Here is a 23,063-nt window from a genome sequence, read left to right as displayed (position 1 = left end):
CGATCAGCGAAGCGGGGAGAATACTCGCGGAACACTTTCCGATCACGCCTGATGCTACAGAGGAAATTTATGTCTTATCTGATCTATCTCCGTAAATATAGCTCAGGAGCGTATAGATCAGTTTGGCAGCCAGAAAATCAGGGGCCTTGTCCCTTGAGGGACAGAGCTCAACGATATCGAACCCCACGATCCGTTTTGTCTTCGCGACAGCAGCGAGGAGCTTCAGAACCTGATACCACCCTAACCCGCCCGGCTCAGGCGTGCCTGTTGAGGGCATGATACCCGGATCGAATACATCAAGATCTATGGTGATATAGACACTGCCGCTCAGCTGCCTCACCGCCTTAGCTATCCATTTGTCTGAATCGTGAATATCATGGGCAAAGAACACCTTCTTCCTGTCCATGCCAGGCAACTCAGAGCCATCTATGCTGCGAATACCTGCAGAAACTACGTTTTTGGTATATTCCCTGGCCCGTGCGATAACGCAGGCATGATTATAGGGGCTTCCTTCATAGAATTCGCGTGAATCGCCATGTGCATCCAGATGCAGGACACTCAGATCCTTAAAGTGATTGGCATAAGCCTTGATCACGCCGATAGAGACCGAATGATCGCCGCCGAGCGACACAACAAGTTTATTGTCCTTAAGATAGCGTGATACTGCCGCATCAGCTTTTTTGATCAACTGTTGGGAGGAAACTGCATTGATAGGCCGGGCAGTGAAAATGCCCTTTTTGTATACCTCGCTGTCGGTCTCAATATCGTAGAGTTCAAGATATCCTGAAGCCTCAATGATAGCGGCAGGGCCTTTATCAGCACCTTTTTGCCATGTACTGGTTTTGTCAAAAGGAACCGGAAGAATTACGGTTGAGGCATCAGAATAAGCTTTGGCATACTCCGGCCCGCAAAAACAGGAAACAGACTTCGGCATTTATTCCATAATAAAAACTGCTGTAGCTAATACCGTGGTCCAGAGACCATCTTTATTCCCCTCTGCAGACTGGCAGATATTCTGGGTCTTGAAGATATGTCCGCTTGCCGTATACACCTGTTTGCGCTCATTCCAGGCCTGATCAGCATCAAAGGGAATATCGAGTGTTGTGGCAAGCATCGTCGCTGCGAGGTCTTCTGCATATTCACCGGAAACAACCGCTTTTTCACCGCAGGCATGATGTTCAGAGAGATACCCGTAGTTGGCAAAGTCCGTAGGCATGGCAAAACCGACTGCAGCAGAAATAAGACGGTTCGGTTCATTCGTCTCATTGCGGGACATTACGCAGTACGTAATTTGCCCAGGATCGAGCTGTTTTACACCTGCAGCCTTTGTCAGAATCTTGCACGCAGGCGGAAATATGCTGGACACATAAACAAGATTACACTTCTCAATGCCTGCATTTCTTAATGCAACCTCGAAGGATGATAATTTGTCTTTATGTACGCCCACCCCTTTCGTAAAGAAAACTTTTTTTGGGGTCATTCTTTCATCCTCCTGTTTCAGAAATAATTTATACGACAAGGCAGATTTAATTGCTTATCCTAAATGATAAAATGCATCCTATAACAATGTCAATGTCAGGCCTTACTAAGTGTCAGAAAGCAGGCAGACTCGTATGTTGCAACGCGGCAGACAGAAATACCTGACAGATCCGCAGGGAGGTTTTTTGGATTTAATCGTACGCAATTTAAAAATACCGTTTGAAAGAGACGTGACAGATGAATATGTTTCGGCTGCGGCACAAAAGCTGAACATTTCAGAAAAAGACATACAATTCATTACCATACTCAGCAAGTCTCTGGATATCAGCAATAAGGACCAGTTCTATTACCGTATGTCAATAGCAGTACGAACTCCTGAGAGCTTTGACAATAGCGAAAACCTTCCTGTGTACACGAAACACCTATCATTGCCGAAAACATCAATAAAGCTTACTGAGAGCCCTATCATTATAGGTTTCGGTCCTGCAGGCATGTTCGCAGCCCTTGAGCTTATCGAATATGGGATAAAACCCCGGATATTTGAACGGGGCAAAAAAATAGAAGAGCGCTCCATTGATGTTCAAAGGTTTATGAAACTACGGACGCTGGACCCTGAATCCAACATCCAATTCGGTGAAGGTGGTGCCGGCTCATACTCTGACGGAAAGCTGTTTGCCAGGACAAAGAATTCGTATTATGCAGACAGGGTGCTGGATACGTTTATAAAATTTGGCGCGCCTGAAGAAATCCGGTATGTCGGCAAGCCCCATTTGGGGACGGACCTGCTCTGCAAGATAGTCCGCAATATCAGAAACTATATTCTCGAAAGAGGCGGAGAAATACAGTACAGTTCCAGGATGACTGATATACTTCTGTCAAACGGCATGGCCTCAGGCGTAGTTATCAATGGAACTGCAGAATATCGTTCATCCATCATCTATCTTGCGCTGGGGCATTCTGCGCGGGATACCTTTGAGATGATGTTCCGTAGCGGTGTCCTCCTTGAACAAAAGCCCATTTCTGTCGGCCTGAGAGTAGAGCATCCGACAGAACTGATTAATCGTATTCGGTACGGCGAGAAATATATGGACAATCCTGCACTTGGGAATGCAACGTATTCTTTTACCTATACCGATCGAAAAATACGACGAGGTGTCTATACCTTCTGCATGTGCCCAGGAGGTGAAGTCATAAATGCTTCATCTGAACAGGGCATGATGGTTGTAAACGGCATGAGCTACTCTCAACGGTCATCACCATTTTCAAATTCCGCGCTTGTGGTGACCTGTCATACTGATGACTATGGATCGCCCCATCCCCTGGCAGGGATTGAATTTCAAAAAGATATAGAGCGGAGGGCCTTTGAGGCAGGAGGAAATTGGAAAGCACCAGCACAGAATCTGATCGATTTCTTATATAAAAAGGTATCCGACAGCCTAAACAGCAATTCTTTCAAGATGGGAGCGACCGCGGTTAATATGCATGGCATTCTCCCAAAATTTATAAACGAGACGCTGTTGGCAGCGTTCAATACATGGAAAACGGATTATCCCTTATTTGTTTCGGAGCAGGCGATTCTGCTGGGGACAGAAACCAGAACTTCCTCCCCAGTCAGAATACCGCGCGGGGAGAATTATGAGTCAGTGGCGGTCAGGAACCTCTATCCCATTGGTGAAGGCTCAGGTTATGCAGGCGGGATAACGAGTTCGGCTATTGATGCAATAAAGGCAGTCGAGGCCAGCCTGTCGGCTTTGGACGATATCAGTTAGGGGACCTGCTCCAGGGGCATTATTGATAGAGAGTGTCTATAACAAAGAGGCAAGCTTTTCTTCCAGATCGGTAAACTTATAGGGTTTTTTCAGATACCCTTGAAAACCGTGTTCCTTGAATTTTGATACAGTGGAATCATCAGAATATCCGCTCGAAATTATGGTTTTCACATGAGGGTCAATCTCATGAAGTCTCTTATTTGTCTCAGCACCTCCCATCCCGCCACGGATTGTCAAATCAAGAATTACCAGGGCAAAAGGGTCTCCATCTCGCATAGCTTCACTATATCTGGCGATTGCTTCATCTCCATCTTTTGCAAGCTCTACTTCATGCCCCAATGTCTGCAGCATACTGCAGGAAATCCTCTGCACCATTTCATCATCATCCATAACAAGGATTTTCCCTTTCACCTTGCTTTCCTTTTTTTCGGCAGTCAATTCATTCGGGACTCTGTCATCCGCCGTTGCAGGCAAATATACGTAAAACGAAGTGCCTTTTCCAAGGACGGATTCAACTTCTATCATGCCTCCATGATTTCTCACAATTGAATATGTCGTCGAAAGCCCAAGCCCAGTTCCCTTCTTCTTAGTGGTAAAATAGGGATCAAATATCTTCTTCAGATCGTCTTCAGAGATGCCGCATCCGCAATCTTCTATGCTTATTTTCACAAACTTCGTCTGCGGTGAATTGGGCATACTGTGCATCACATTCCGTGCTGAAATGGTAATCGTCCCGCCCTGCTGCATAGAATCATCTGCATTGATAACAAGGTTTTGAATCACCTGTCCAATCTGGCCTTCATCAGCCTCTATATGCCAGAGATAATCGTCAAACACCATGGTGTAATCAGACTGCGATCCGCTAAGACCCAAGTCAGCTGCATTTTTTACTATCGCTTCAATCGCAAGGACTTTTTTAACAGGCTTTCCTCCCTTTGCAAATGTCAGCAACTGATTTGTAAGATTTGTTGCGATGCCGAGGGATGATTCAGCCTGATCGAGAAAATCATGGGCCTTTCCATTTTTGTCCACGTTGAACTTTGCCATGGCAATAAAACCGAAGATACCCTGCAGCAGATTGTTGAAATCATGTGCAATACCTCCTGCCAACGTGCCGATAGCCTCCAGTTTCTGGTTCTTCAGAACGTACTCTTCTATCTGCTGTCTTTGTGTAATGTCCATGCCGAGTGAGGTGATGCCTATACTATGACCGGCCTCATCGAGCAACCTCGAATTTGTCCATGATATGAGCAGTTTGCTGCCCTGCCTTGTCACAATTTCGTTTACACACTCACCAACTATTTCCCCTGAGGTATTTTGATGATGAAGCTGCAGCATGGCTGTTCTTGTGTTCTCGGGGATGAATAGATCAAACCAGTTATGCCCGGTAATATCATCGAGATTCCAGTTCGTAAGATTTGCAAGGTAGTCATTTGCAAAAATAATCCTGCCCTCCATATCCAGCTGGAGAGCTATGAGATTTGCGCCTTCAAGCGTCACCCTGAAACGCCGCTCTGACTCCCTCAGTGCTACTTCAGCCTGTCTGCGCTGTATGATCTCCTTTTCCAGTTTTTCATTTATTGACCTGAGGTCTTTTGTCCTTTCATCTACTTTTTGTTCCAGACTTCTTTGCGTCGCTTCAATCTCCTTTTTAGCCTGCCTGAGTCCCGTGTTCAAATGAGACACATAAATAGTTACGCCCGTTGCAGCAAAGATAAACACAATAACAATTACTACCACATACCAGTACTGACTTAGTGCCTGTTTGAAGGTTATCTTTCCATAATTACTATAAGGGGCAAGCCGAAGTTCCTTAAGGAGTTCATGCACGGTTACATAATCAAGAGGAATGGTCCAGCCGGTTATTTCTGAAACTCGTGCCGCCTCGCTCTGAGCAGGAAGAGTCATCAGTGCGACAGCCACTTGCTGCGAGAGCTCGGTTGATGTATGCCTGACCTTGGCAAAGGGCCATTCAGGATAAAGACGCGTACTTAAGGCAAATGGAAATCTGTCATTCTTCTGCCTGTTAAGTATCCGAAATTCTTTAATCTCAATACGCTTACTCTGCTGTAAAGACTCAAGCACATCAGTCCTGACTGTTCCGACATCCGCCTTCTTGTCCTTTACCGCAAATACTGCAGCATCATGTGTACCCATAAAAGACAGTGAGGCCAGATTACGATAGGGATCAATTCCCTGTTCTTTTAACTCCCGCCAGGCCACGCGCCATCCTCCAAGCGATGTCTCATCAACGGCTACGAATGATTTTCCCTTTAGATCTTTTAATGATTGGATATCTTTTCTGTCAGCCCTTGTAAAGATGACTCCGCCGAAAGATGTCGTATATCCTTCGTCAGTATCGGCCTTTTTCTTCATTGTAGCTATCCTGCTGATGCCATACAGGGTTTCCAGCTCAACATAGATAGAAGAGTTTGCAAGAATAAAATCTACTTCCCCCCTGCTGACTGCTGAATTAATTTTGTGAAAATCAAGAGGTACAATAGAAAACACATGGCCAGGGATTCTGGAAGAAAGATATTCTGCGGTGGGCTTCCATATGTGTATGGCATGCTCCTCGCCTCTGAAGGCCAGAACACCTATCTTTATGTGATTATGCTTTTCGGCTGAAAATACCCAGGCAGGATAAAAGGCAAAAAAAACTAAAACACAACAAACCATACATATAAGCCATCTTGGTTTGAATACCATGAATAATTATATCATTTCTTTACCCGCCTTTTCATTGGCATTGATTTTGGCAAGACTGATTGACAATAATCGAGAGTGAAGCGGACTACTGAACATTACATCTTCAGATCAGCCTTGACAATAAGCGCGGGATAGCCTTCCTGTCCCAGTTGTTCGGCAGTTTCCATTGCCTGGCTGAACTGATCAAAGTTCCCGACCCTTACGCGGTAGTAGGTTACACCCTTGACCTCAGTTTCCTGGATATAGGCATTAACCTCTTTGAGCCTGAGTCCAACCTTGAGCCTGACTGCATTGATACTGTCCGTAAATGATCCGACCTGTATGGCAAAAGGGCTGCCCTTCCTGTCGGACGACTGTACCCGCACCGGCTTAATATATGATGCGTCTCTGCCCTGTATTTCGAGCAGCACCAGCGCAATGCCCGGGCCTACAAGATCGATCTGCTTTGCCGCCGCATAGGACAGATCCAAGTCGCGTCCTTTTACGAACGGACCGCGATCATTCACAACGCATTCAACCGATTTATTGTTTGTTTTGTGCGTGACCTTGAGCTTTGTGCCAAAGGGATACTGTTTGTGCGCGCAGGTATGCAGATGCATGTCGAATATCTGGCCGGAAGAGGTCGGTTTGCCGTGAAAGTCAGAACCATACCACGAGGCAACGACCTCGACCGGACCGCCAGGCAAATCCTGAAGAACAGGTTCCTGCCGCGCTGAATGACGGGGCGATGAACAGGAAGTGAAAAAGACAAGAAGCAGACTGCAGAGTGCAAAGCACAGGACACGGTTTTTCCATAACTCCCCCTCGCCCCCGGCTCCGTCCAGCCTACTGTTGGCTCTTAAATTAAGAGGGGGTTGGGGGGAGTTACTCATAATTATTATTCTCCATCTTGTGTGTGTACTATCTCAAAGGATATACCTGCTCAAATCCTCATCCTTCACAATATCGCCAAGTTTATCCTTCACATATGCCCTGTCGATCAGGACAGTCGACCCCTTCTTCTCCGGCGCATCAAAGGAGACATCTTCAAGGAGCTTCTCAAGTATCGTATGGAGTCTTCTCGCCCCGATATTTTCTGTCTTGTCGTTGACCAGAGCGGCGATCTCCGCTATTTCTTCGATCGCATCTTTTGCAAAATCAATCGACACTTCCTCTGTAGCAAGGAGTGCGATATACTGCTTTACCAGCGCGTTATTCGGCTCGGTCAAGATCCGGACAAAATCGTCCTTGCCGAGCGCCTCAAGCTCAACGCGGATAGGGAACCTTCCCTGAAGCTCGGGTATCAGATCAGAAGGCTTTGCAATATGAAATGCGCCGGCGGCCACAAAAAGGATATGCTCTGTCTTTACCGGACCGTAGTTGGTCGTCACTGTCGAACCTTCCACGATCGGCAGCAGGTCCCGCTGTACGCCCTCGCGCGATACGTCAGGCCCATGACCGCTGCCCTTGCTTGCGATCTTGTCGATCTCATCGACAAAAACAATACCCGACTGCTCAACGCGCTCCACCGCCTCCTGGGTAATCTTGTCCATATCGATCAGCCGGTTGGACTCCTCCTGCTCAAGCAGCACAAAGGCCTCAGGCACCTTCACCTTCTTCCGCTTTGCCTTTTCAGGCAGGAGATTCCCGAGCATGGACTTGAGGTTCATCTCGAGGTCTTCAAGCCCGACATTCGAGATTACGCCAAACGGCATGGACCGCTCCTTTACCTCAACATCAACGGACCTGGAATCGAGCTTGCCGCTGCGCAGCTGCTCCCTCAGCCGCTCCCGCGTCTCTTTCTGCTTTTCCCTGTCCTCCTCTTCCTGCTCAGGCAGGCGAAGCGAGCGCGGAGCAGGAAGCAGCAGGTCGAGCAGCCTCTCCTCGGCAAACTGCCGCGCCTTTTCACGTATTTTCTCGAGGTGTTCGTTCTTTACCATGCTCACCGATATCTCGGTCAGATCCCTGATCATGGACTCAACATCCCGACCCACGTACCCGACCTCGGTAAACTTGGATGCCTTGACCTTGATAAAAGGCGCGGCAGCGAGGCGTGATATGCGGCGGGCAATCTCGGTCTTTCCGACTCCGGTAGGCCCGATCATCAGAATGTTCTTCGGAAGCACTTCATCCTTGAGTTCCGGCGAAAGTCTCTGCCTCCTCCACCGGTTCCTGAGGGCTATAGCAACAGCCTTCTTGGCCTTATTCTGCCCTATGATATATTTGTCGAGTTCTGAAACGGTATGTTTGGGTGTCAGGCTGTCCATATCAGGCAAGCTCCTCTATTGTTATATTGTCGTTTGTATAGATGCAGATGTCTGAGGCGATCTTCATTGCTTTCTGAATGATCTGTTCCGCATTCAGTTCTGTATTGTCGATCAGTGCCCGCGCCGCTGCCTGTGCAAAGGCCCCGCCTGAACCGATTGCGGCAATGCCGTCTTCCGGTTCGATAACGTCTCCCGTGCCTGAAATGATAAAGGTATGCTCCCGGTCAGCGATCACCAGCAGGGCCTCGAGCCGTCTCAGCATCCGGTCTGTCCTCCAGTCCTTAGCCAGTTCAACTGCTGCCCGCGTGATATTGCCTCGATAGGACTCAAGCTTGCCCTCGAACTTTTCAAAGAGCGTGAACGCATCTGCAGTGGCGCCGGCAAAACCAGCGATTACGTTATCGTTGTACATCCTCCGGATTTTCTTTGCATTTTGCTTCAGGACCGTGTTGCCGAGCGTTACCTGTCCGTCGCCGCCTATGGCAACTTTTCCATTCTTTCTCACACAGAGTATGGTTGTTGCATGGAACATGATTACTCCTTATTTTTCCTGATATTTCTAATGAGAGAATTATATACCAAAACTTCATTACTGTTCAGGGGCCCTTCCCTGCGCGATACGGGTCGGCGAGCGTCAGGCATTATCTTCCGATGAGAGAGGATGGGCCTTGTCATAGATATCCATGAGATGCGCAATATCTGTATGGGTATATTTCTGCGTCGTTGAGAGCGACGAGTGGCCAAGCAGTTCCTGTATGACGCGAAGATCAGCGCCCGCCTGCAGAAGATGCGATGCAAACGTATGACGCATGGTATGCGGCCCGACCTGGCCGGCTACGCCAATAAGGCGGGCATACTTCACGACGATCCGCCGAATACCGCGATCCGAAAGCGGGGTGCCGCTCCTGTTCAGAAACAGGGCCTTGTTCTTCTTCTTTAGCAATATTTTTTCGACCATATAGGTCTTGATCGCCTCTACGGCCTTTGACCCAAGCGGTACAATGCGCTCTTTCTTCCCTTTGCCTCTCACTTTTACCAGCCCCTCTTTCGTATTGACATCTTCCAGGTTCAGACCTGCTGCCTCTGCAACACGAAGCCCGCTCGAATAGAGCAGTTCCAGAATTGCCCTGTCGCGGGAATTGATAAAACCCATGGTATCAGGCTTTTCGATCATCATGAAGACATCATCAACCGAAAGAAACCGGGGGAGATGCTGTTCTGCCTTTGGCGTTGTGACGAGCTTTGCAGGGTTAGACTTCAGATACCCTTCCCTGGTCAGGAATTTGAGAAATGACCGGACAGCGGCCAGCCTCCTGCCGGCAGTCGTCTTTGAAAGACCGTTTTTGATCTGAAGAGCGACAAACCCACGGACATCAATCATCTCAACATCAGCGGCCTCTTTATCAGCATACCCCTGAAATTCTTCGAGGTCCTTTTTATAGGCCCTGAGTGTATGCGGCGAAACTCCCCTCTCAAGCTCAAGGTGCCTGAGGAATTGATCGATCAGCTTCTTCATTCCGCATTCAGCTGCGAGACATATTTCTTCCAGATCTCAAGCGCCTGTTCAGCTGTTTTAGCCCTTTTGAGTTTCTTGTCCCGCATCCTTGCCAGCCCTTCCGTTGGCGGGAAAAGACCGAAATTAATGTTGCTCGGCTGAAAATGTCTGCTCTCTGATTCTGTAATATGCCGTATCAGGGCACCGTGCGCCGAGAAATGCGGCACCTCAGGAGCAGTGTTGCCCTGCAGTTTGAGCGCAGCATTGATCCCGGCAATAAGACCCATGGCAGTTGATTCGATATATCCCTCAACGCCGGTAATCTGTCCGGCAAGAAAAAGATGAGGCCGCTGCCTGAACGACAGGTCCTTGTTAAGGAGCGCAGGGGCATTGATAAACGTGTTTCTGTGGATGCTGCCGTATCTTAGAAAATCAGCATGCTCAAGTCCTGGTATCATGCTGAAGACCCTCTTCTGCTCAGGCCATGTCAGACGTGTCTGAAATCCGACCATATTATAGGCTGTCATCTCCCTGTTTTCGGTCCTCAACTGCACAACAGCATAGGCGTCCTTTCCGGTTTTGGGGTCAGGCAGGCCAACAGGCTTCATCGGCCCATATCGCATGGTATCGACGCCCCGCGAGGCCATCACTTCGATCGGCATACATCCTTCGAAGACCATCTTTTCTTCAAAGCCCTTCGGATTCACCTTCTCCGCAGCAAGGATCTCCTGATAGAACGTTTTATACTCTTCACTGCTCATTGGGCAGTTGAGATAGTCGTCACCACCCTTGCCATACCTCGACATGGCATAGACCTTATTGCGGTCTATGGAATCGGCATCGATGATCGGAGCAATGGCATCATAAAAGTAGAGATACTCTTGCCCTGTCAGCCCGGCCAAGGCATCGGTCATGGATTGGGAGGTCAGCGGGCCCGTTGCGATAACGGCGATTGAGTCAGGGAGCGTTTTGACTTCTTCCCTGATGATCGTGATATGCGGGTCATCTGAAAGTTTTCTGGTGATGTATTGGGCAAAAAGGGTCCGGTCAACCGCCAGGGCTGAACCTGCCGGAACGGTTGTCGCCTCTGCTGCCTCCATGATAAGAGATCCTGCGATGGAGAGTTCTTTTTTCAGGAGACCGGGTCCGCTATGGGGATCGTTAGAGCGCAGGGAATTGGAGCAGACGAGTTCGCCAAGGCTCGATGTGGAATGCGCCTCGGTCATCTTCTGCGGCCGCATCTCATACAGGCGCACCTTTACACCCCTCTTGGCTGCCTGCCACGCAGCCTCTGAGCCTGCGAGCCCACCACCTATTATTATTAATTCCTCTGACATGATTGATTTTACCTGAAAGAAACCGGAAATAAGAAACAGGACATGCAAGACACCGTAAGGTAATCCTTGCCTTACACGTCAATTCTTACTTGTTCTTTTCGAAACTTCCTTCCCTTCCAGATCAGAAAGATGGCAGGATAGATCGTAAGTTCAAGTATCTCTGAAGTAATAACACCGCCGACCATAGGTGCTGCAATGCGCTTCATGATGTCAGAGCCAGCACCGTGGCTGAACAGGATTGGAATAAGGCCTGCAAGGATGACGCCGACGGTCATGAGCTTTGGTCTGATCCTCTTGACTGCGCCGAACATTATGGCATCCCTGAGGTCCTGCTCAGTGTTCAGTTTTCCATCCTTCTTCCATTTGTCATAGGCAAGGTCAAGGTACAGAAGCATCACAACTCCAGTCTCGGCATCAAGTCCTGCCAGGGCGATCATACCGACCCATACAGCAATACTCATATTATATCCGAGGAAATAGAGCAGCCAGAACGACCCGACAAGGGAAAACGGCACGGCAAGCAGGATGATCGTGGTCTTTACGGTTGACTTCGTATTCAGAAAGATGAGCACAAAAATGATGAATAGCGTAAGCGGGATGACAGTCTTGAGCCGCTCCTGCGTCTTCAGGAGGTATTCATACTCACCGCTCCACTGAAGACTGTACCCCACAGGGAGTTTCACCTGCTTTTCGACATTCTTCTTTGCCTCTTCAACGTACCCGCCTACATCGCGGCCGGAAAAGTCGATGTACACATAGTTGGCAAGCTGCCCCTCTTCACTCTTGATCGATGTCGGTCCCTGCACAATTGCAATATCCGCAATCTCGCCAAGAGGTATATGGGCGATAGAGGCAGGGGTTGAGGATTGGGGATTAGACATAGATGCAGATGAGCGGGATGAAATGGGGACGAATATCCGTTTGAGCTTTTCAATATCATTTTGAAGTTCCCGCGCATAACGTACATGCACAGGATACCGCTCCCTGCCCTCGACCGTAACGGTCAGGTTCATGCCGCCCAAGGCAGCTGCAATGACTGTCTGCACATCGTCTATGGACAGTCCGTACCGCGCGATCTCGGCCCTCTTCGGTTTTATGTCGAGAAAATATCCTGTCATAACGCGTTCTGCATACGCGCTCCGCGTACCGGGGACACTCTTAACAGCATTCTCAATATCAATGGAGAGCTTTTCAATGGTTGACAGGTCAGGACCGAGCACCTTTACGCCCACAGGTGTCCTGATGCCGGTGGCAAGCATATCGAGACGTGCCTTGATCGGCATGGTGAATGAATTTGCGACACCGGGAATCTGGAGGGCATCGTTCAGCTCATTCTTCAGTTTTTCCGTGGTCATTCCAGGCCGCCACTCCGACTCAGGCTTCAGGTTTATGACCGTCTCGAACATCTCAAGAGGTGCAGGGTCTGTCGCAGTCTCTGCCCTGCCTGCCTTGCCAAATACCTGAGATACCTCAGGAATCGTCATCAGCAGGCGGTCCTGAAGTCTGAGGATCTTTGAAACCTCTGAGACCGAAGCGCCGGGGACTGTTGTCGGCATATAAAAAAGCGTGCCCTCGTCAAGAGGCGGCATAAATTCCTTGCCGAGTTTCATCAGCGGATAAACAGTTGCAGCAACAAGCAGAAGCGCTATCACGATAACAAACTTCGGGTGCTTTAGAGAGAACATCACCCGGGGCCTGTAGATCTTTTCAAGAAACCGGATGATCACATTATCATGCTCAGGCTTTATCTTCCCTCTGATGAACATGGTCATAAGGACCGGCGTAAGGGTAACTGCCAGGAACGCCGAAAAAAGCATGGCAAAGGTCTTGGTATAAGCAAGGGGCTTAAAAAGTCTGCCAGCCTGGGCCTCGAGCGTAAATACCGGGAAAAACCCGACAGTAATAACAAGCAGCGAAAAAAACAGAGACGGACCGACCTCTTTGCAAGCCTCTATGATCACGTCAGTCCTGCTGCCTGGTCTGTCTGCGTGCTCCCACTCTTCCAGCTTTTTATGGGCATTTTCTACCATGATGATCGAGGCGTCAACCATGGCGCCAACAGCAATCGCGATGCCGCTCAGGCTCATAATGTTTGAGGTAACGCCGAGGTAATACATGCAGATAAAGGAGATGATGATCGCAACAGGAAGCGTCAGGATCACCACAAGTGCGCTCGGCAGATGGAAGAGAAAGACGATGCAGACCACACTCACCGCAATGGAGAGCTTGATGATCTCCTCTTTCAGCGTATGTATGGACCTGAGAATCAGGTCAGAGCGGTCATAGGTCGTGACAATCGTAACGCCTTTGGGCAGGGACGGCTTGATATCCTTCTCGATCTTCTCTTTCACGCGGTCGAGGACCGTAAGCACATTTTCTCCAAACCGGACCACAACAATACCGCCTGCAACCTCGCCCTTGCCGTCGAGATCGGCAATGCCCCGTCTCATCTCCGGTCCCAACTGGACCGAAGCGATATCGCGCAGGTAGATGGGCGTTCCTGAAGGCCCGACACCGACTGAGATAAGTTCGAGGTCCTGCAGACCCTTCACATAACCTCTGCCGCGAATCATATATTCGACTCCAGACATTTCAAGGACCCTTCCCTCAACATCGCGGTTGCTCTTCCGCACTGCCTCCATCACATTCATGATTGAAAGGTTGTAGGCAGAAAGACGGTTAGGGTCGATATGCACCTGATACTGTTTTACAAAGCCGCCGATACTGGCAACCTGAGAGACGCCAGGGACACTCTCTATCGCCAGCTTGATGTTCCAATCCTGGAGCGACCGCAGCTGAGAAAGATCATGGGTGCCTGTCTCATCCACCAGCGCATAGGAAAAACCCCAGCCAAGGCTTGTGGCATCAGGCCCAAGCACAGGGTTCACATCAGCGGGCAGCTTGGAGCGGACTGACTGAAGATATTCCAAAACACGGCTCCTCGCCCAGTAAATATCAGTCCCTTCTTCAAATATCACGTAAATGAAAGAACTGCCAAGATAAGAAAAGCCGCGCACTGCCTGAACTTTAGGAGCAGCCAGCAAGGTAGAGGTAATCGGGTAGGTCACCTGGTCTTCGACCAGATCGGGGCTCCTGCCTCCCCACTCCGTAAAGATGATCACCTGCGTGTCGCTCAGGTCAGGTATGGCGTCCAGCGGCGTCCGCTGCAGAGACCAGTAGCCCCAGAGGCAGAGAAAGCCGACTAGAAGCAGGACAATGAACTTGTTCCTGCCGCTGAACTCTATGATTTTAGCAATCAATGGTTATGTCCGGAGGCAAGCGGTTTTACACCCTTCAGCTGCGCCTCGGAATCTATCAGGAAGATCGCTGAAGATGCGATCTTCTCACCGGCCTTCAGTCCATCAAGGACCTCTGTCAGCCCATCCACTCCCGCGCCTGTCTTTATCTCTCTTGGCTCAAAATTGCCGTCGCCCTTATCAACATACACAACCTTGCGCGTCCCCGTGTCCAAGACAGCCTCGGAGGGAACGGCAAGTTTCCTTCCCAGAGAAATAGCGATCTCCACATTCGTAAACATCTGCGGCTTCAGCTGATTTCCGGGATTAGGCAGGGTAAACCGCACCTTTGCCGTTCTCGTCTCTGCCGAGAGCGTTGGATAGATATAATCGATCACGGAGTTCATCTCCCTGCCCGGGAAATAACTCAGCGTTATCTTCGCCCGCTGTCCCTGCTTTATCAGCGGCAGTTCGCTTTCATAAATATCGGCAAGCACCCAGATATTGCTTAAATCAGCGATGTCGAAGAGCTTTTCACCTGGCATCACCCGCATTCCCCTGACCGCCATCTTCTGGACCACATATCCGCTTACCGGACTGTACAGCGTAAGAGTCCTTACCGGCTTTTCGGTCTCTTCTATTTTTTTAATCTGATCATCCGATATGTCCCAGAATTTCAGGCGTTTGCGCGCAGCCTCGACCAGAGAGGACGCGTCCTTTGACAGCAGCGTCTTCATCGTTTCGCTCTTTCCGTTATTATTGCTTTGATCAGCCCATCTGAGGGCATTGATAAACTCCTGCTGGGTTGCAACAAGCTCAGGACTGTAAATCTCCGCCAGTGCTTCACCTTTCTTAACATATCTTCCGCTGAAGTCGACATGGAGCTTCTCAATCCATCCTTCGAATTTGGCATTGACCGTTGCAATCTTCCTCTCATCGTATTCGATCCTGCCGACTGTTCTGATAATCTTCTTAAGTTCATGAACAGCGGCATCGACTGTCTTTACTCCGATCATCTGCTGTTTGTCTTCGGGTATCTCCACCGTGGCCGGCTCCGCTTGAACCTCCTGCTGTTTCGGCTTCTCAGCAGTCTGGGGATTGGCAGCCTCATGGCCCCGGTGCTCTGCTTCCTGCGTTGGAGTCCCTTTCTTCGCACCACTTCCGTTTCTGGCAGCGTACACTACTGCGACGAGTGCCATTACCGCCACAACAAGACCGACAAGATAGTGCCTCTTCATTGAACTGTTCCCCCTGTTTCATGCACGCCGGTCATCGCCTCGAACCGGGCTGAAGCCTTCTCGTGCTCGGCGACCTGCACCCAATACTGCGTTTCGAAATCTATCAGCGCCTTCAGCCTGTTTATGACCGTGATCGCCTCTGTTTTTCCAGTGCTGTAGCCTGCCAGGGCCGATTCAAAGTCCTGGTATGTCTTGGGCATAAGTCCGTTTTTATAAAGGTCAATCAGTCTTTCAGAGGCTGCATACATGGAATACGTATCCCTGATGGAGGAGGCGGTCATAAGACGCGCCGCCTCAAGTTCTCTCTGCGCCTCCGCAAGCATGGCCTCTGCCTCAAGTACTGCCTGCCTCTGTTTTGTCCTGTAATAAAGCGGTATATTGATGGTAGTTGTCAGGCTCCACATATCCATGAACTGCCCGCCGCCTCTCGTGAAATAACTGGCAGCAACGGTAAAGTCAGGATAGTACTCTTTCTGTGCCATCTTGACTCTGGCCTCGGCAGCAGCAGCCATCCTCTGTTTGATCCGTATCTCGGGAGAATGTTCATAGGCCTTATGAAGCAGTTCATCCAGACTCCTGGCCCCAAGAGAAAACTTCTGTTCTGCCGGCCTGCCAAGCGGCACAGGCACATCCCTTCCGACCGTGGCATTAAGCATAGCCTCAAGAGACTGGACCTTCTGCTTCTGCATCTCTTCCTTTTCAAGCAGCATATACTTTTCGGTCTGCGCCATAAGCACCTCCTGCTGCATGCCCATGCCGGAGGAATACCGGGCCAGCGCAGCATCCTCGATGCGGGAAAAAAGTACGGTCCGCTCCCTTATGAGGTCGATGGTCTTATAGGCAAGGAAAAGATCGAAATAGAGTTCCCTGATCCGCGCGATGGTCTTGAGCCTTACCGATTCATGGAGTATGGATACCCCCTGCGCATCCTGCCTCGCCATCTCCTCTTTCAGGGACCTCTTGCCGGGAAAAGGGAACATCTGCGACGCAGAAAACATCCACTGGGCGTCCGGCTCCTTGGCAAAAGTATACCGCTCCCATCCTTCATTCTGATACCCGAACATGAACATGGGATCAGGAAGGCTTCCTGCCTGCGCCACGCGATGCAGGGCAGCCTGGGCGCGAGCCTCAGACGCACGGATCTCCGGACTGTTGTTCAGGGCTTCCTGGATAAGATCATGCAGCACAAGGCCATCAGCTGACGCGGGGATACAGGTATAGAAGAGAAAAAAAACAGGCAGAACCCGCAGCATACCAGCCATTACGTGATGGCAGCGATTCTGCAAGATGCCTGTCTGTCGCTTCATGGCTCGATATTACCTGGCGTCGATGCTGAATTTGGCGGTCGATGTCTTGCCTGCCTTGGAGATCTTTATCGCAATATTCCAGGGACCGGACATCGAAAGATTCATGGTGGCCTTATATATATTGCCCTTGAGTTCGGCATCCGTCTTATAATTCATGGCAGGCATTCCCGGCATTGCGGGCATGGAATAATCAACCAGCACCTTCGCATCGGCAACAGCCTTGCCTGCCTGCTTCACCTCTATGGCAATAGTATTGTCACCCACAACCGGCGGGTTCTTGTCTATCCTCACTTCCACGTCAAAATCGCCTGCCTTCTTTTTCACTTCGTAGTCTTTTGCCAGAGCAACGCCAAAGGCGAGAACTACCATAAGAACACCCATCAGTATTTTTTTCATCACATCCTCCTTTTGTAGTGCACGCGTTTCGTGCCTTGATATGCAATTATGATACTACGCTTTTTTGAAGAAATAATGAATATTATTCAATAATATTTTCAGCATTCGCCTATAATAGATTATGACTGACGAATTCGAGAAATTTGCGCAGCAGATCGGCAGAGGCAGCGCTGACAGCCCCTTCAATAACAGGATTCAGCAGTGCCCGCACTGCAAAGAAATCCTGAGCGACGCATATCTTGAGCAGAATCCATTTTCTGAAGTTCCCTGCTCCTCCTGCGGATCGTTAGTGACGATAAAGCGTCACGACGCCGAGAGTCCGTATCCGGATCAGAGGGTTGAAAGCCGCTGCCCTGTTTCCTTAAAGGTCTCCTACAGGACCTACAACGAGTTTATTGACGAATACACGAGAAACGTAAGCAGGCAGGGCATGTTCATCAGGACAATACGGCAGCATTCGATCCATGAGCTTGCAGAACTCCTGCTTCATGTACCTGATCTTCCTCATCCGGTCAGGATCAAGGGGGAGATCGTTCATATAAAACGCCATGCCCCGCATGCAGAGAACTGTGGTATCGGCGTCAAATTCATTGATATTGATGACCAGAGCAGAGAAGCGCTTATCTCCTTTATCAGATCCAGGGAAAACGGCGAATAGTCAGCGCGTTGTTCAGCCTCAATTCGTTCTCTCCTTCGCATAACGGTCTTGACGGAGAAGAAAATGTTCTGTTAGTCTAAGTAAATTCATGAGGGGAGCTATTATGCCAACGAAAAAAAAGAGCATTAAGACTGCAGCTAAAAAGGGTCCGCAGTCATCACATACTGCAAAAAAAACGGCAGCGGCATCACCGGTAACGGCGGCAAAAAAACCGGCGAGAAAAGTCGAACAGCCGGCAAAGGCAGTTTCGAAACAGACTCAAACGGTCAATGCTCCCGCGAAAAAACCTTTATTGAAAGGCCCGAGCAGTTCAAAGTTTCAAAAAATAAAAGGCATTCTTCTTCAACAGAAATCGGCACTTCTCAACGAGGCCGAGGTAGCGCTTAATGAACTTCCCGGACAGACTACGTTCCCTGATATGGGAGACCAGGCATCTGCCGAAACAGATACGAATTTTATGCTTCGACTTCGCGGCAGGGAACAGCGCCTCCTGAAAAAGATCGAAGAAGCCCTTGAACGCATCGACAACAACACCTTCGGCATATGCGATGATTGCGGACTTGAGATCGATGTAAAAAGACTTGAGGCCAGACCGGTAACTACCATGTGTATCGAATGCAAAATGCATCAGGAGGAGGACGAAAAACGCAGGGAAGTCTGATTACGTTCTTTTGAATTCCCGAGACCTGAGATTCTTTTCGGTAATATATCTGCTATGCTCGTCTAAAAGAAGAGACAGCTCTTTCACGATGCCTTCATCAGGCTTTAGTCTATCCAGTTTTGAGATCTCCCATTTCATCAGGCTCGAATAAAATGCCGTAACCCCCGGCGAAAGCCTGCTGCTTATATCTTCATCTTCCGAGCATTGCAGACACAGCACGGTTCCGTGAGACAGATGGAAGGCATTGCTCCTGCCGCCACACCGCCCACAACTATGAAGCCCCGGCAAAAAACCGGTTATTTCCAAAAGTTTAAGTTTGTAAAACAGCCCGATGAGCGGATTCCGGCAGCCTGCTTCCATGATCGCCAGTGTATTCATAAGAAGGGGAAAGACATTTCTGCCCGTATCCCTTTCAGGGACAAGATGCAGTGTCTGTTCAATAAGCTCAGACACCCTGATAAAACAGTGCAGCGATTCCCTCAGCGAACTGAACGGATGGACAATATCAGCCTGTGTCAGGCGGGGCTGGGTCAGGCGGGGCAAGGCAGCGTCCTCTTTTCCCCAAAATGCAATACGTGAGAAGGTCAATGGCTCAAGACTGCTGCCGAACCTGCTCTTTGTCTTCCTGGGGCTCTTAGCGAATACTTTTACGATTCCAAGGTCTTTGGTGAGATACGTGGCAATGAGGTCTGCTTCACCATACGGGATTGTCCGGAGTACGATGCCCTCGGTCCTCTGAAGCATTACATGATATTGCCGAAGTCTTCAGGCTTACGGTTCTTCAGCCATTCGTCACGTTCGTCAGCGGTCTTGGTGCCGAGGATCGATTCTTCCACAAAGATCGGCACATTGACCCTAAGCGCGATCGCCACGGCATCACTCGGCCGCGAATCGATCAGGGCCTCTCTCTGGCCGTCGGCAATATGGATGAGCGCATAAAACGTATTGTCAATGATCTCCGTGATAACGACCTTGGTAGCCTTCACGTTAAGACCGTCAATCACGTTCTTGACAAGGTCATGGGTAAGAGGCCTGGGCGTAGAAACCTTGCCGAGGGCAAGCGCTATCGAATCCGCCTCAGGCTTGCCTATCCAGATGGGAAGAGTCCCTGAACCTTCTACCTGCTTCAGCAAAAGTATGTACATATTGCTCCTGGGATCAAAGAGAAGCCCCTCAACCTTCATCTCGACAAACATTTACCGATACCCCAGTGTCTGCAGAATTTTTTTATCATCGCGCCAGCCTTTCTTCACTTTTACCCAAAGTTCAAGAAACACCTTTGAAGCGATCAGTTTCTCGATATCCCTGCGCGCCTGGCTGCCTATCGTCTTCAGCATTTCACCCTTCTTCCCGATGATAATACCTTTCTGCCCTTCCCGTTCGACGTAGATGGCGGCACTGATGCTGACGAGACCTTTTTTCTTTTCCTTCCATTCCTGTATCTCAACCGCAACAGCATGGGGGACCTCCTCAGAGGTGTTTTTGATGATCTTCTCCCGGATGATCTCAGCGGTCATAAACCGCTCATACTGGTCAGTGACCGTGTCATCGTCATAATATTTCGGCCCCTCAGAAAGAAGACCTTTTATTTTTTCGAGCAGAAACTCGATGCCTTTTACCTTGAGCGCCGACAGGGAGAGAAACGCGCTGAACGGAAAAAGATCGCCATACGCATGGATAATATCAGAGATCTCGGAGGGACTCTTTGTCTCAGCCTTGTTCAGCACAAACAGGACAGGCGTCTTCAGTTTCTTAAACAAAGCGATAATCGCAAGGTCTTCATCACGCTTGTCGGCGTCGGTCACGAAGGCAACAACATCAATATCCTGCATCGCCTCTTCCGCAGTCCTGACCATCGATTCCCCAAGGGCATGGCGCGGACTATGGATTCCGGGCGTATCGACAAATATCATCTGCGCATGCTCAAAGGTCTTTATGCCCAGCAGTTTATTCCGTGTTGTCTGCTGCCGGTTTGCCACAATTGCAATCTTCTGGTCGAGAATCGCATTGAGAAGCGTAGACTTGCCGACATTCGGCCTGCCGATGAGCGCAATAAAACCTGACCTGAAGGTATCGGTCATCTACTTCCTGAACTCAAGGTTCTGCAATGCCTGCCTGATCCTTTCCAGTCCCTTCGTGATAGCGTCCATGGACGTAGCATAGGAGATTCGCACATAGTTGTCGTCACCAAAGGCCTCGCCATGGACCAGCGCGACCTTCGCCTCTTCAAGGAAATAGAGCGCAAGGTCTGTCGAAGAGTTGATCGCTTTGTCCCTGAACATTGCCCCGTATATCTTTGCCGTGTTCGGAAAAGCGTAGAACGCACCGTTGGGCATGGTACAGCTCATGCCGGGAATCGTATTGAGTTCGCTCACAATACATTTTCTCCGTTTGTCAAACTCGGCACGCATGGTTTCGATAAAATCCTGAGGACCGTTCAGAGCTTCCACTGCCGCCTTCTGTGTCATGGAGTTGGGATTGGACGTTGACTGGCTCTGGATGTTGGTCATGGCCTTGATCACATCGGACGGCCCTGCCGCGTAACCAAGCCTCCATCCTGTCATGGCATGGGACTTCGAAAGACCGTTTACCACAATGGTCTTTGCCCTGACCTCTTCGCCAAGGGAGGCTATGCTGACGTGTGCAAAGTCGTCATACACCAGCTTTTCATAGATCTCATCAGATATCACATAAAAATTATGTTTGACCGCAAGCGCTGCGATCTTCTCAAGCGCTTTTTTGTCATAGAGCATGCCTGTGGGGTTTGACGGCGAGTTCAGGATCAGTGCCTTCGTATTTTTGGTGATACACGCCTCAAGCGCCTCAGGCCGCACCATAAACGAGTCAGACTCAAGCGTCTTCACAAAGACAGGCTTTGCGTCGTTCAGAAGGACCTGATCAGGATAGGACACCCAATACGGTACCGGGATGATCACCTCATCACCGGGGCCATAAAGCGCCTGGGCGATATTATACAGACTGTGCTTCGCTCCGCAGGACACAACGATCTCTTCCCGTTTATAGGTTAGGCCGTTGTCCCTTTGAAACTTCTCGATGATCGCATCCTTTAGCGGGTCAATGCCGCCCACCGCAGTGTATTTGGTAAAGCCGTCCCGGATCGCCTTGCAGGCAGCCTCTTTAATGTTGTCCGGTGTGTCGAAGTCAGGCTCGCCAACTCCAAAGTTAATGACGTCGATACCCGAAGCCTTCATGGCCTTTGCCCTCGAATCAATCGCGAGGGTCGGTGATGGTTTTATCTTCTGTGCCCGTGGAGAAAGCATGATTGTATCCTTTCTGCTGCGTGGTTTTGTTTATTGTAAAACATTTGCAGGAGGCATGAAAAGCCTTTACCGGATTTTTCGCGCTTCGTCTTATATTAATAAAATATCACTTGATAAAATTTCCGTAATACGCGATTATAAATAGAATTATGATCGAAGCACTTTTGCCATTAACCATAAAGGGAAAGACGATACCGGTACCCATCATCCAGGGCGGTATGGGAGTCGGCGTTTCCCTCTTTCCTCTTGCCAGTGCTGTTGCGAAAGAAGGCGGCGTAGGCATTGTTTCAAGCGCCTGCCTTGACCGTCTGGTGTCGGAGCGCACAGGCAAGAAACTCAATTCCTATGAGGCTGCGTATGAAGAGGTTTCCCAGGCTAAAGCCAATGGCGGTTTTGCCGGCATCAACATCATGTGCGCACTTTCCCGTGACTACAATGATTCGGTAAAAGGAGCCCTTGACGCCGGCGCTGATGTGATCATTTCCGGCGCAGGCCTTCCGGTTTCACTCCCTGCCATACAGGATCCGAAAGATACAGCCCTTATCCCGATCGTTTCATCAACGCGGGCTCTCGAGATCATCTGCAAAAAATGGGAGAAACTCGGTTACCGGCCTGATGCCATCGTGCTGGAGGGACCTCTTGCAGGCGGCCATCTCGGCTTTAAAATGGACCAGATAGACATTGAGGCGAACAAACTTGAAAACTTATTGCCGCCGGTCAAGGATGCAGCAAAAAAATATGGTGATTTTCCGATCATCGTTGCAGGCGGCATCTATACGCACGAGGATATTGCACGGTTTATGAAGGCAGGGGCTGACGGAGTCCAGATGGGAACCCGCTTCCTCGCTACCGAAGAGAGCAGCGCATCTCCGGATTATAAGCGCTCTGTCGTTACCGCTCAGGATGAAGACATTATCGTTGCCTTTGATCCTGGTTCGCCCTGCGGCCTTCCCTTCAGGATCATCAAGCAGTCTCCCATGTATGTCTCTGCACTTTCAAAGCTGCGAAAACCGAAATGCGACAAGGGATATGTATTGCAGAAAGACAGCGAAGGCAAATACAGCGTCTGTCCCGCAAAGGCCAGCAACGATCATCACTTCTGTATCTGTAATGGTCTGCTGAGTTCAGCCAACTATAATGCCGATAAAGAGGAACCTCTGTATACCGTCGGAACCAATGCTTCACGGGTAGATAAAATCGTCAGTGTTCAGACCCTGATGCAGGAACTGACTGGTAAGCTCTGACCCACCG

Annotated in this window: 20 protein-coding genes; 4 read left to right on the top strand and 16 right to left on the bottom strand. The window is 49.6% G+C overall.

Going from position 1 to position 23,063, the window contains the following annotated elements; genetic code table 11:
* Positions 1-67: 67 nt before the first annotated feature.
* Positions 68-934 (bottom strand): agmatinase, encoded by an 867-nt coding sequence (gene speB / locus HZB31_05650; protein MBI5847424.1) that lies wholly within the window; start codon positions 932-934, stop codon positions 68-70.
* Entirely contained in the window at positions 935-1,480 is a 546-nt protein-coding gene (locus tag HZB31_05645; protein ID MBI5847423.1) for an arginine decarboxylase, pyruvoyl-dependent, read from the bottom strand. It abuts the gene before it with no gap.
* Between the two features lie 184 nt (positions 1,481-1,664).
* On the opposite strand from HZB31_05645, the gene HZB31_05640 reads away from it, so the two are divergent.
* Positions 1,665-3,248, top strand: coding sequence for a dehydrogenase (locus tag HZB31_05640; GenBank protein MBI5847422.1), 1,584 nt, complete (start codon positions 1,665-1,667; stop codon positions 3,246-3,248).
* A 36-nt stretch (positions 3,249-3,284) separates the two neighbouring features.
* Here HZB31_05640 and HZB31_05635 read toward each other — a convergent pair whose 3' ends face one another.
* The 10 genes from HZB31_05635 to HZB31_05590 form a co-directional block, all read right to left on the bottom strand.
* Entirely contained in the window at positions 3,285-5,927 is a 2,643-nt protein-coding gene (locus tag HZB31_05635; protein ID MBI5847421.1) for a PhnD/SsuA/transferrin family substrate-binding protein, read from the bottom strand.
* 125 nt (positions 5,928-6,052) lie between these two features.
* Entirely contained in the window at positions 6,053-6,643 is a 591-nt protein-coding gene (locus HZB31_05630; protein ID MBI5847420.1) for a septal ring lytic transglycosylase RlpA family protein, read from the bottom strand.
* A 219-nt stretch (positions 6,644-6,862) separates the two neighbouring features.
* Positions 6,863-8,203 carry an ATP-dependent protease ATPase subunit HslU gene (hslU, locus tag HZB31_05625; GenBank protein MBI5847419.1) on the bottom strand — a complete coding sequence of 447 codons (1,341 nt, stop codon included), beginning with the start codon at positions 8,201-8,203 and terminating at the stop codon, positions 6,863-6,865.
* Position 8,204: 1 nt separating this feature from the next.
* On the bottom strand, positions 8,205-8,735 hold the full coding sequence (gene hslV / locus HZB31_05620) for an ATP-dependent protease subunit HslV (GenBank protein MBI5847418.1): 531 nt from the start codon (positions 8,733-8,735) through the stop codon (positions 8,205-8,207).
* 102 nt (positions 8,736-8,837) lie between these two features.
* Complete coding sequence (gene xerC / locus HZB31_05615; GenBank protein ID MBI5847417.1) at positions 8,838-9,719, bottom strand: tyrosine recombinase XerC; 882 nt, start codon at positions 9,717-9,719, stop codon at positions 8,838-8,840.
* On the bottom strand, positions 9,716-11,035 hold the full coding sequence (trmFO, locus tag HZB31_05610) for a methylenetetrahydrofolate--tRNA-(uracil(54)-C(5))-methyltransferase (FADH(2)-oxidizing) TrmFO (protein MBI5847416.1): 1,320 nt from the start codon (positions 11,033-11,035) through the stop codon (positions 9,716-9,718). The genes xerC and trmFO overlap by 4 nt, the downstream gene beginning before the upstream one ends.
* Positions 11,036-11,106: 71 nt before the next feature.
* Positions 11,107-14,295 (bottom strand): efflux RND transporter permease subunit, encoded by a 3,189-nt coding sequence (locus HZB31_05605; protein ID MBI5847415.1) that lies wholly within the window; start codon positions 14,293-14,295, stop codon positions 11,107-11,109.
* Complete coding sequence (locus HZB31_05600; protein ID MBI5847414.1) at positions 14,292-15,509, bottom strand: efflux RND transporter periplasmic adaptor subunit; 1,218 nt, start codon at positions 15,507-15,509, stop codon at positions 14,292-14,294. Before HZB31_05600 ends, HZB31_05605 begins: the two co-directional genes overlap by 4 nt.
* Positions 15,506-16,816 carry a TolC family protein gene (locus HZB31_05595; GenBank protein MBI5847413.1) on the bottom strand — a complete coding sequence of 437 codons (1,311 nt, stop codon included), beginning with the start codon at positions 16,814-16,816 and terminating at the stop codon, positions 15,506-15,508. Before HZB31_05595 ends, HZB31_05600 begins: the two co-directional genes overlap by 4 nt.
* Before the next feature lie 9 nt (positions 16,817-16,825).
* The gene (locus HZB31_05590) at positions 16,826-17,212 is read right to left on the bottom strand and encodes a FixH family protein (GenBank protein MBI5847412.1); all 387 of its coding nucleotides are present in this window, start codon (positions 17,210-17,212) and stop codon (positions 16,826-16,828) included.
* 121 nt (positions 17,213-17,333) lie between these two features.
* Here HZB31_05590 and HZB31_05585 point away from each other — a divergent pair, with 121 nt between their 5' ends.
* Positions 17,334-17,870: a PilZ domain-containing protein gene (locus HZB31_05585; GenBank protein ID MBI5847411.1), complete on the top strand. Its 537-nt coding sequence runs from the start codon at positions 17,334-17,336 to the stop codon at positions 17,868-17,870.
* 103 nt (positions 17,871-17,973) lie between these two features.
* Entirely contained in the window at positions 17,974-18,531 is a 558-nt protein-coding gene (dksA, locus tag HZB31_05580; protein ID MBI5847410.1) for an RNA polymerase-binding protein DksA, read from the top strand.
* Here dksA and recO read toward each other — a convergent pair whose 3' ends face one another.
* From recO to HZB31_05560, 4 genes are read right to left on the bottom strand one after another with little or no spacing between them, the layout of a single operon-like run.
* Positions 18,532-19,275, bottom strand: coding sequence for a DNA repair protein RecO (gene recO / locus HZB31_05575; GenBank protein MBI5847409.1), 744 nt, complete (start codon positions 19,273-19,275; stop codon positions 18,532-18,534).
* A complete protein-coding gene (locus HZB31_05570; protein ID MBI5847408.1) occupies positions 19,275-19,727 on the bottom strand; it encodes a bifunctional nuclease family protein in 453 nt (150 codons plus the stop codon). The genes recO and HZB31_05570 overlap by 1 nt, the downstream gene beginning before the upstream one ends.
* The gene (era, locus tag HZB31_05565; protein MBI5847407.1) at positions 19,728-20,612 is read right to left on the bottom strand and encodes a GTPase Era; all 885 of its coding nucleotides are present in this window, start codon (positions 20,610-20,612) and stop codon (positions 19,728-19,730) included.
* Positions 20,613-21,812: a pyridoxal phosphate-dependent aminotransferase gene (locus HZB31_05560; protein ID MBI5847406.1), complete on the bottom strand. Its 1,200-nt coding sequence runs from the start codon at positions 21,810-21,812 to the stop codon at positions 20,613-20,615. It lies immediately after the preceding gene.
* Positions 21,813-21,961: 149 nt separating this feature from the next.
* Here HZB31_05560 and HZB31_05555 point away from each other — a divergent pair, with 149 nt between their 5' ends.
* Positions 21,962-23,056 (top strand): nitronate monooxygenase, encoded by a 1,095-nt coding sequence (locus HZB31_05555; protein MBI5847405.1) that lies wholly within the window; start codon positions 21,962-21,964, stop codon positions 23,054-23,056.
* The last annotated feature ends 7 nt before the right edge of the window (positions 23,057-23,063 follow it).

It is taken from the genome of Nitrospirota bacterium (genome assembly GCA_016235245.1).
In the GTDB taxonomy this organism is placed as follows: domain Bacteria; phylum Nitrospirota; class Thermodesulfovibrionia; order Thermodesulfovibrionales; family UBA6898; genus UBA6898.
The sequence above is the reverse complement of the archived record's forward strand: the minus strand, read 5'-3'. Positions and strand labels throughout refer to the sequence as shown.

Coding starts and splice junctions, on each gene's coding strand:
- HZB31_05560 (MBI5847406.1), bottom strand. CDS start 21,812: ATGCTTTCTCCACGGGCACAGAAGATAAAACCATCACCGACCCTCGCG.
- trmFO (MBI5847416.1), bottom strand. CDS start 11,035: ATGTCAGAGGAATTAATAATAATAGGTGGTGGGCTCGCAGGCTCAGAG.
- HZB31_05595 (MBI5847413.1), bottom strand. CDS start 16,816: ATGAAGCGACAGACAGGCATCTTGCAGAATCGCTGCCATCACGTAATG.
- HZB31_05590 (MBI5847412.1), bottom strand. CDS start 17,212: ATGAAAAAAATACTGATGGGTGTTCTTATGGTAGTTCTCGCCTTTGGC.
- HZB31_05600 (MBI5847414.1), bottom strand. CDS start 15,509: ATGAAGAGGCACTATCTTGTCGGTCTTGTTGTGGCGGTAATGGCACTC.
- xerC (MBI5847417.1), bottom strand. CDS start 9,719: ATGAAGAAGCTGATCGATCAATTCCTCAGGCACCTTGAGCTTGAGAGG.
- dksA (MBI5847410.1), top strand. CDS start 17,974: ATGCCAACGAAAAAAAAGAGCATTAAGACTGCAGCTAAAAAGGGTCCG.
- era (MBI5847407.1), bottom strand. CDS start 20,612: ATGACCGATACCTTCAGGTCAGGTTTTATTGCGCTCATCGGCAGGCCG.
- HZB31_05645 (MBI5847423.1), bottom strand. CDS start 1,480: ATGACCCCAAAAAAAGTTTTCTTTACGAAAGGGGTGGGCGTACATAAA.
- speB (MBI5847424.1), bottom strand. CDS start 934: ATGCCGAAGTCTGTTTCCTGTTTTTGCGGGCCGGAGTATGCCAAAGCT.
- recO (MBI5847409.1), bottom strand. CDS start 19,275: ATGCTTCAGAGGACCGAGGGCATCGTACTCCGGACAATCCCGTATGGT.
- HZB31_05555 (MBI5847405.1), top strand. CDS start 21,962: ATGATCGAAGCACTTTTGCCATTAACCATAAAGGGAAAGACGATACCG.
- hslV (MBI5847418.1), bottom strand. CDS start 8,735: ATGTTCCATGCAACAACCATACTCTGTGTGAGAAAGAATGGAAAAGTT.
- hslU (MBI5847419.1), bottom strand. CDS start 8,203: ATGGACAGCCTGACACCCAAACATACCGTTTCAGAACTCGACAAATAT.
- HZB31_05635 (MBI5847421.1), bottom strand. CDS start 5,927: ATGGTTTGTTGTGTTTTAGTTTTTTTTGCCTTTTATCCTGCCTGGGTA.
- HZB31_05585 (MBI5847411.1), top strand. CDS start 17,334: ATGACTGACGAATTCGAGAAATTTGCGCAGCAGATCGGCAGAGGCAGC.
- HZB31_05570 (MBI5847408.1), bottom strand. CDS start 19,727: ATGTTTGTCGAGATGAAGGTTGAGGGGCTTCTCTTTGATCCCAGGAGC.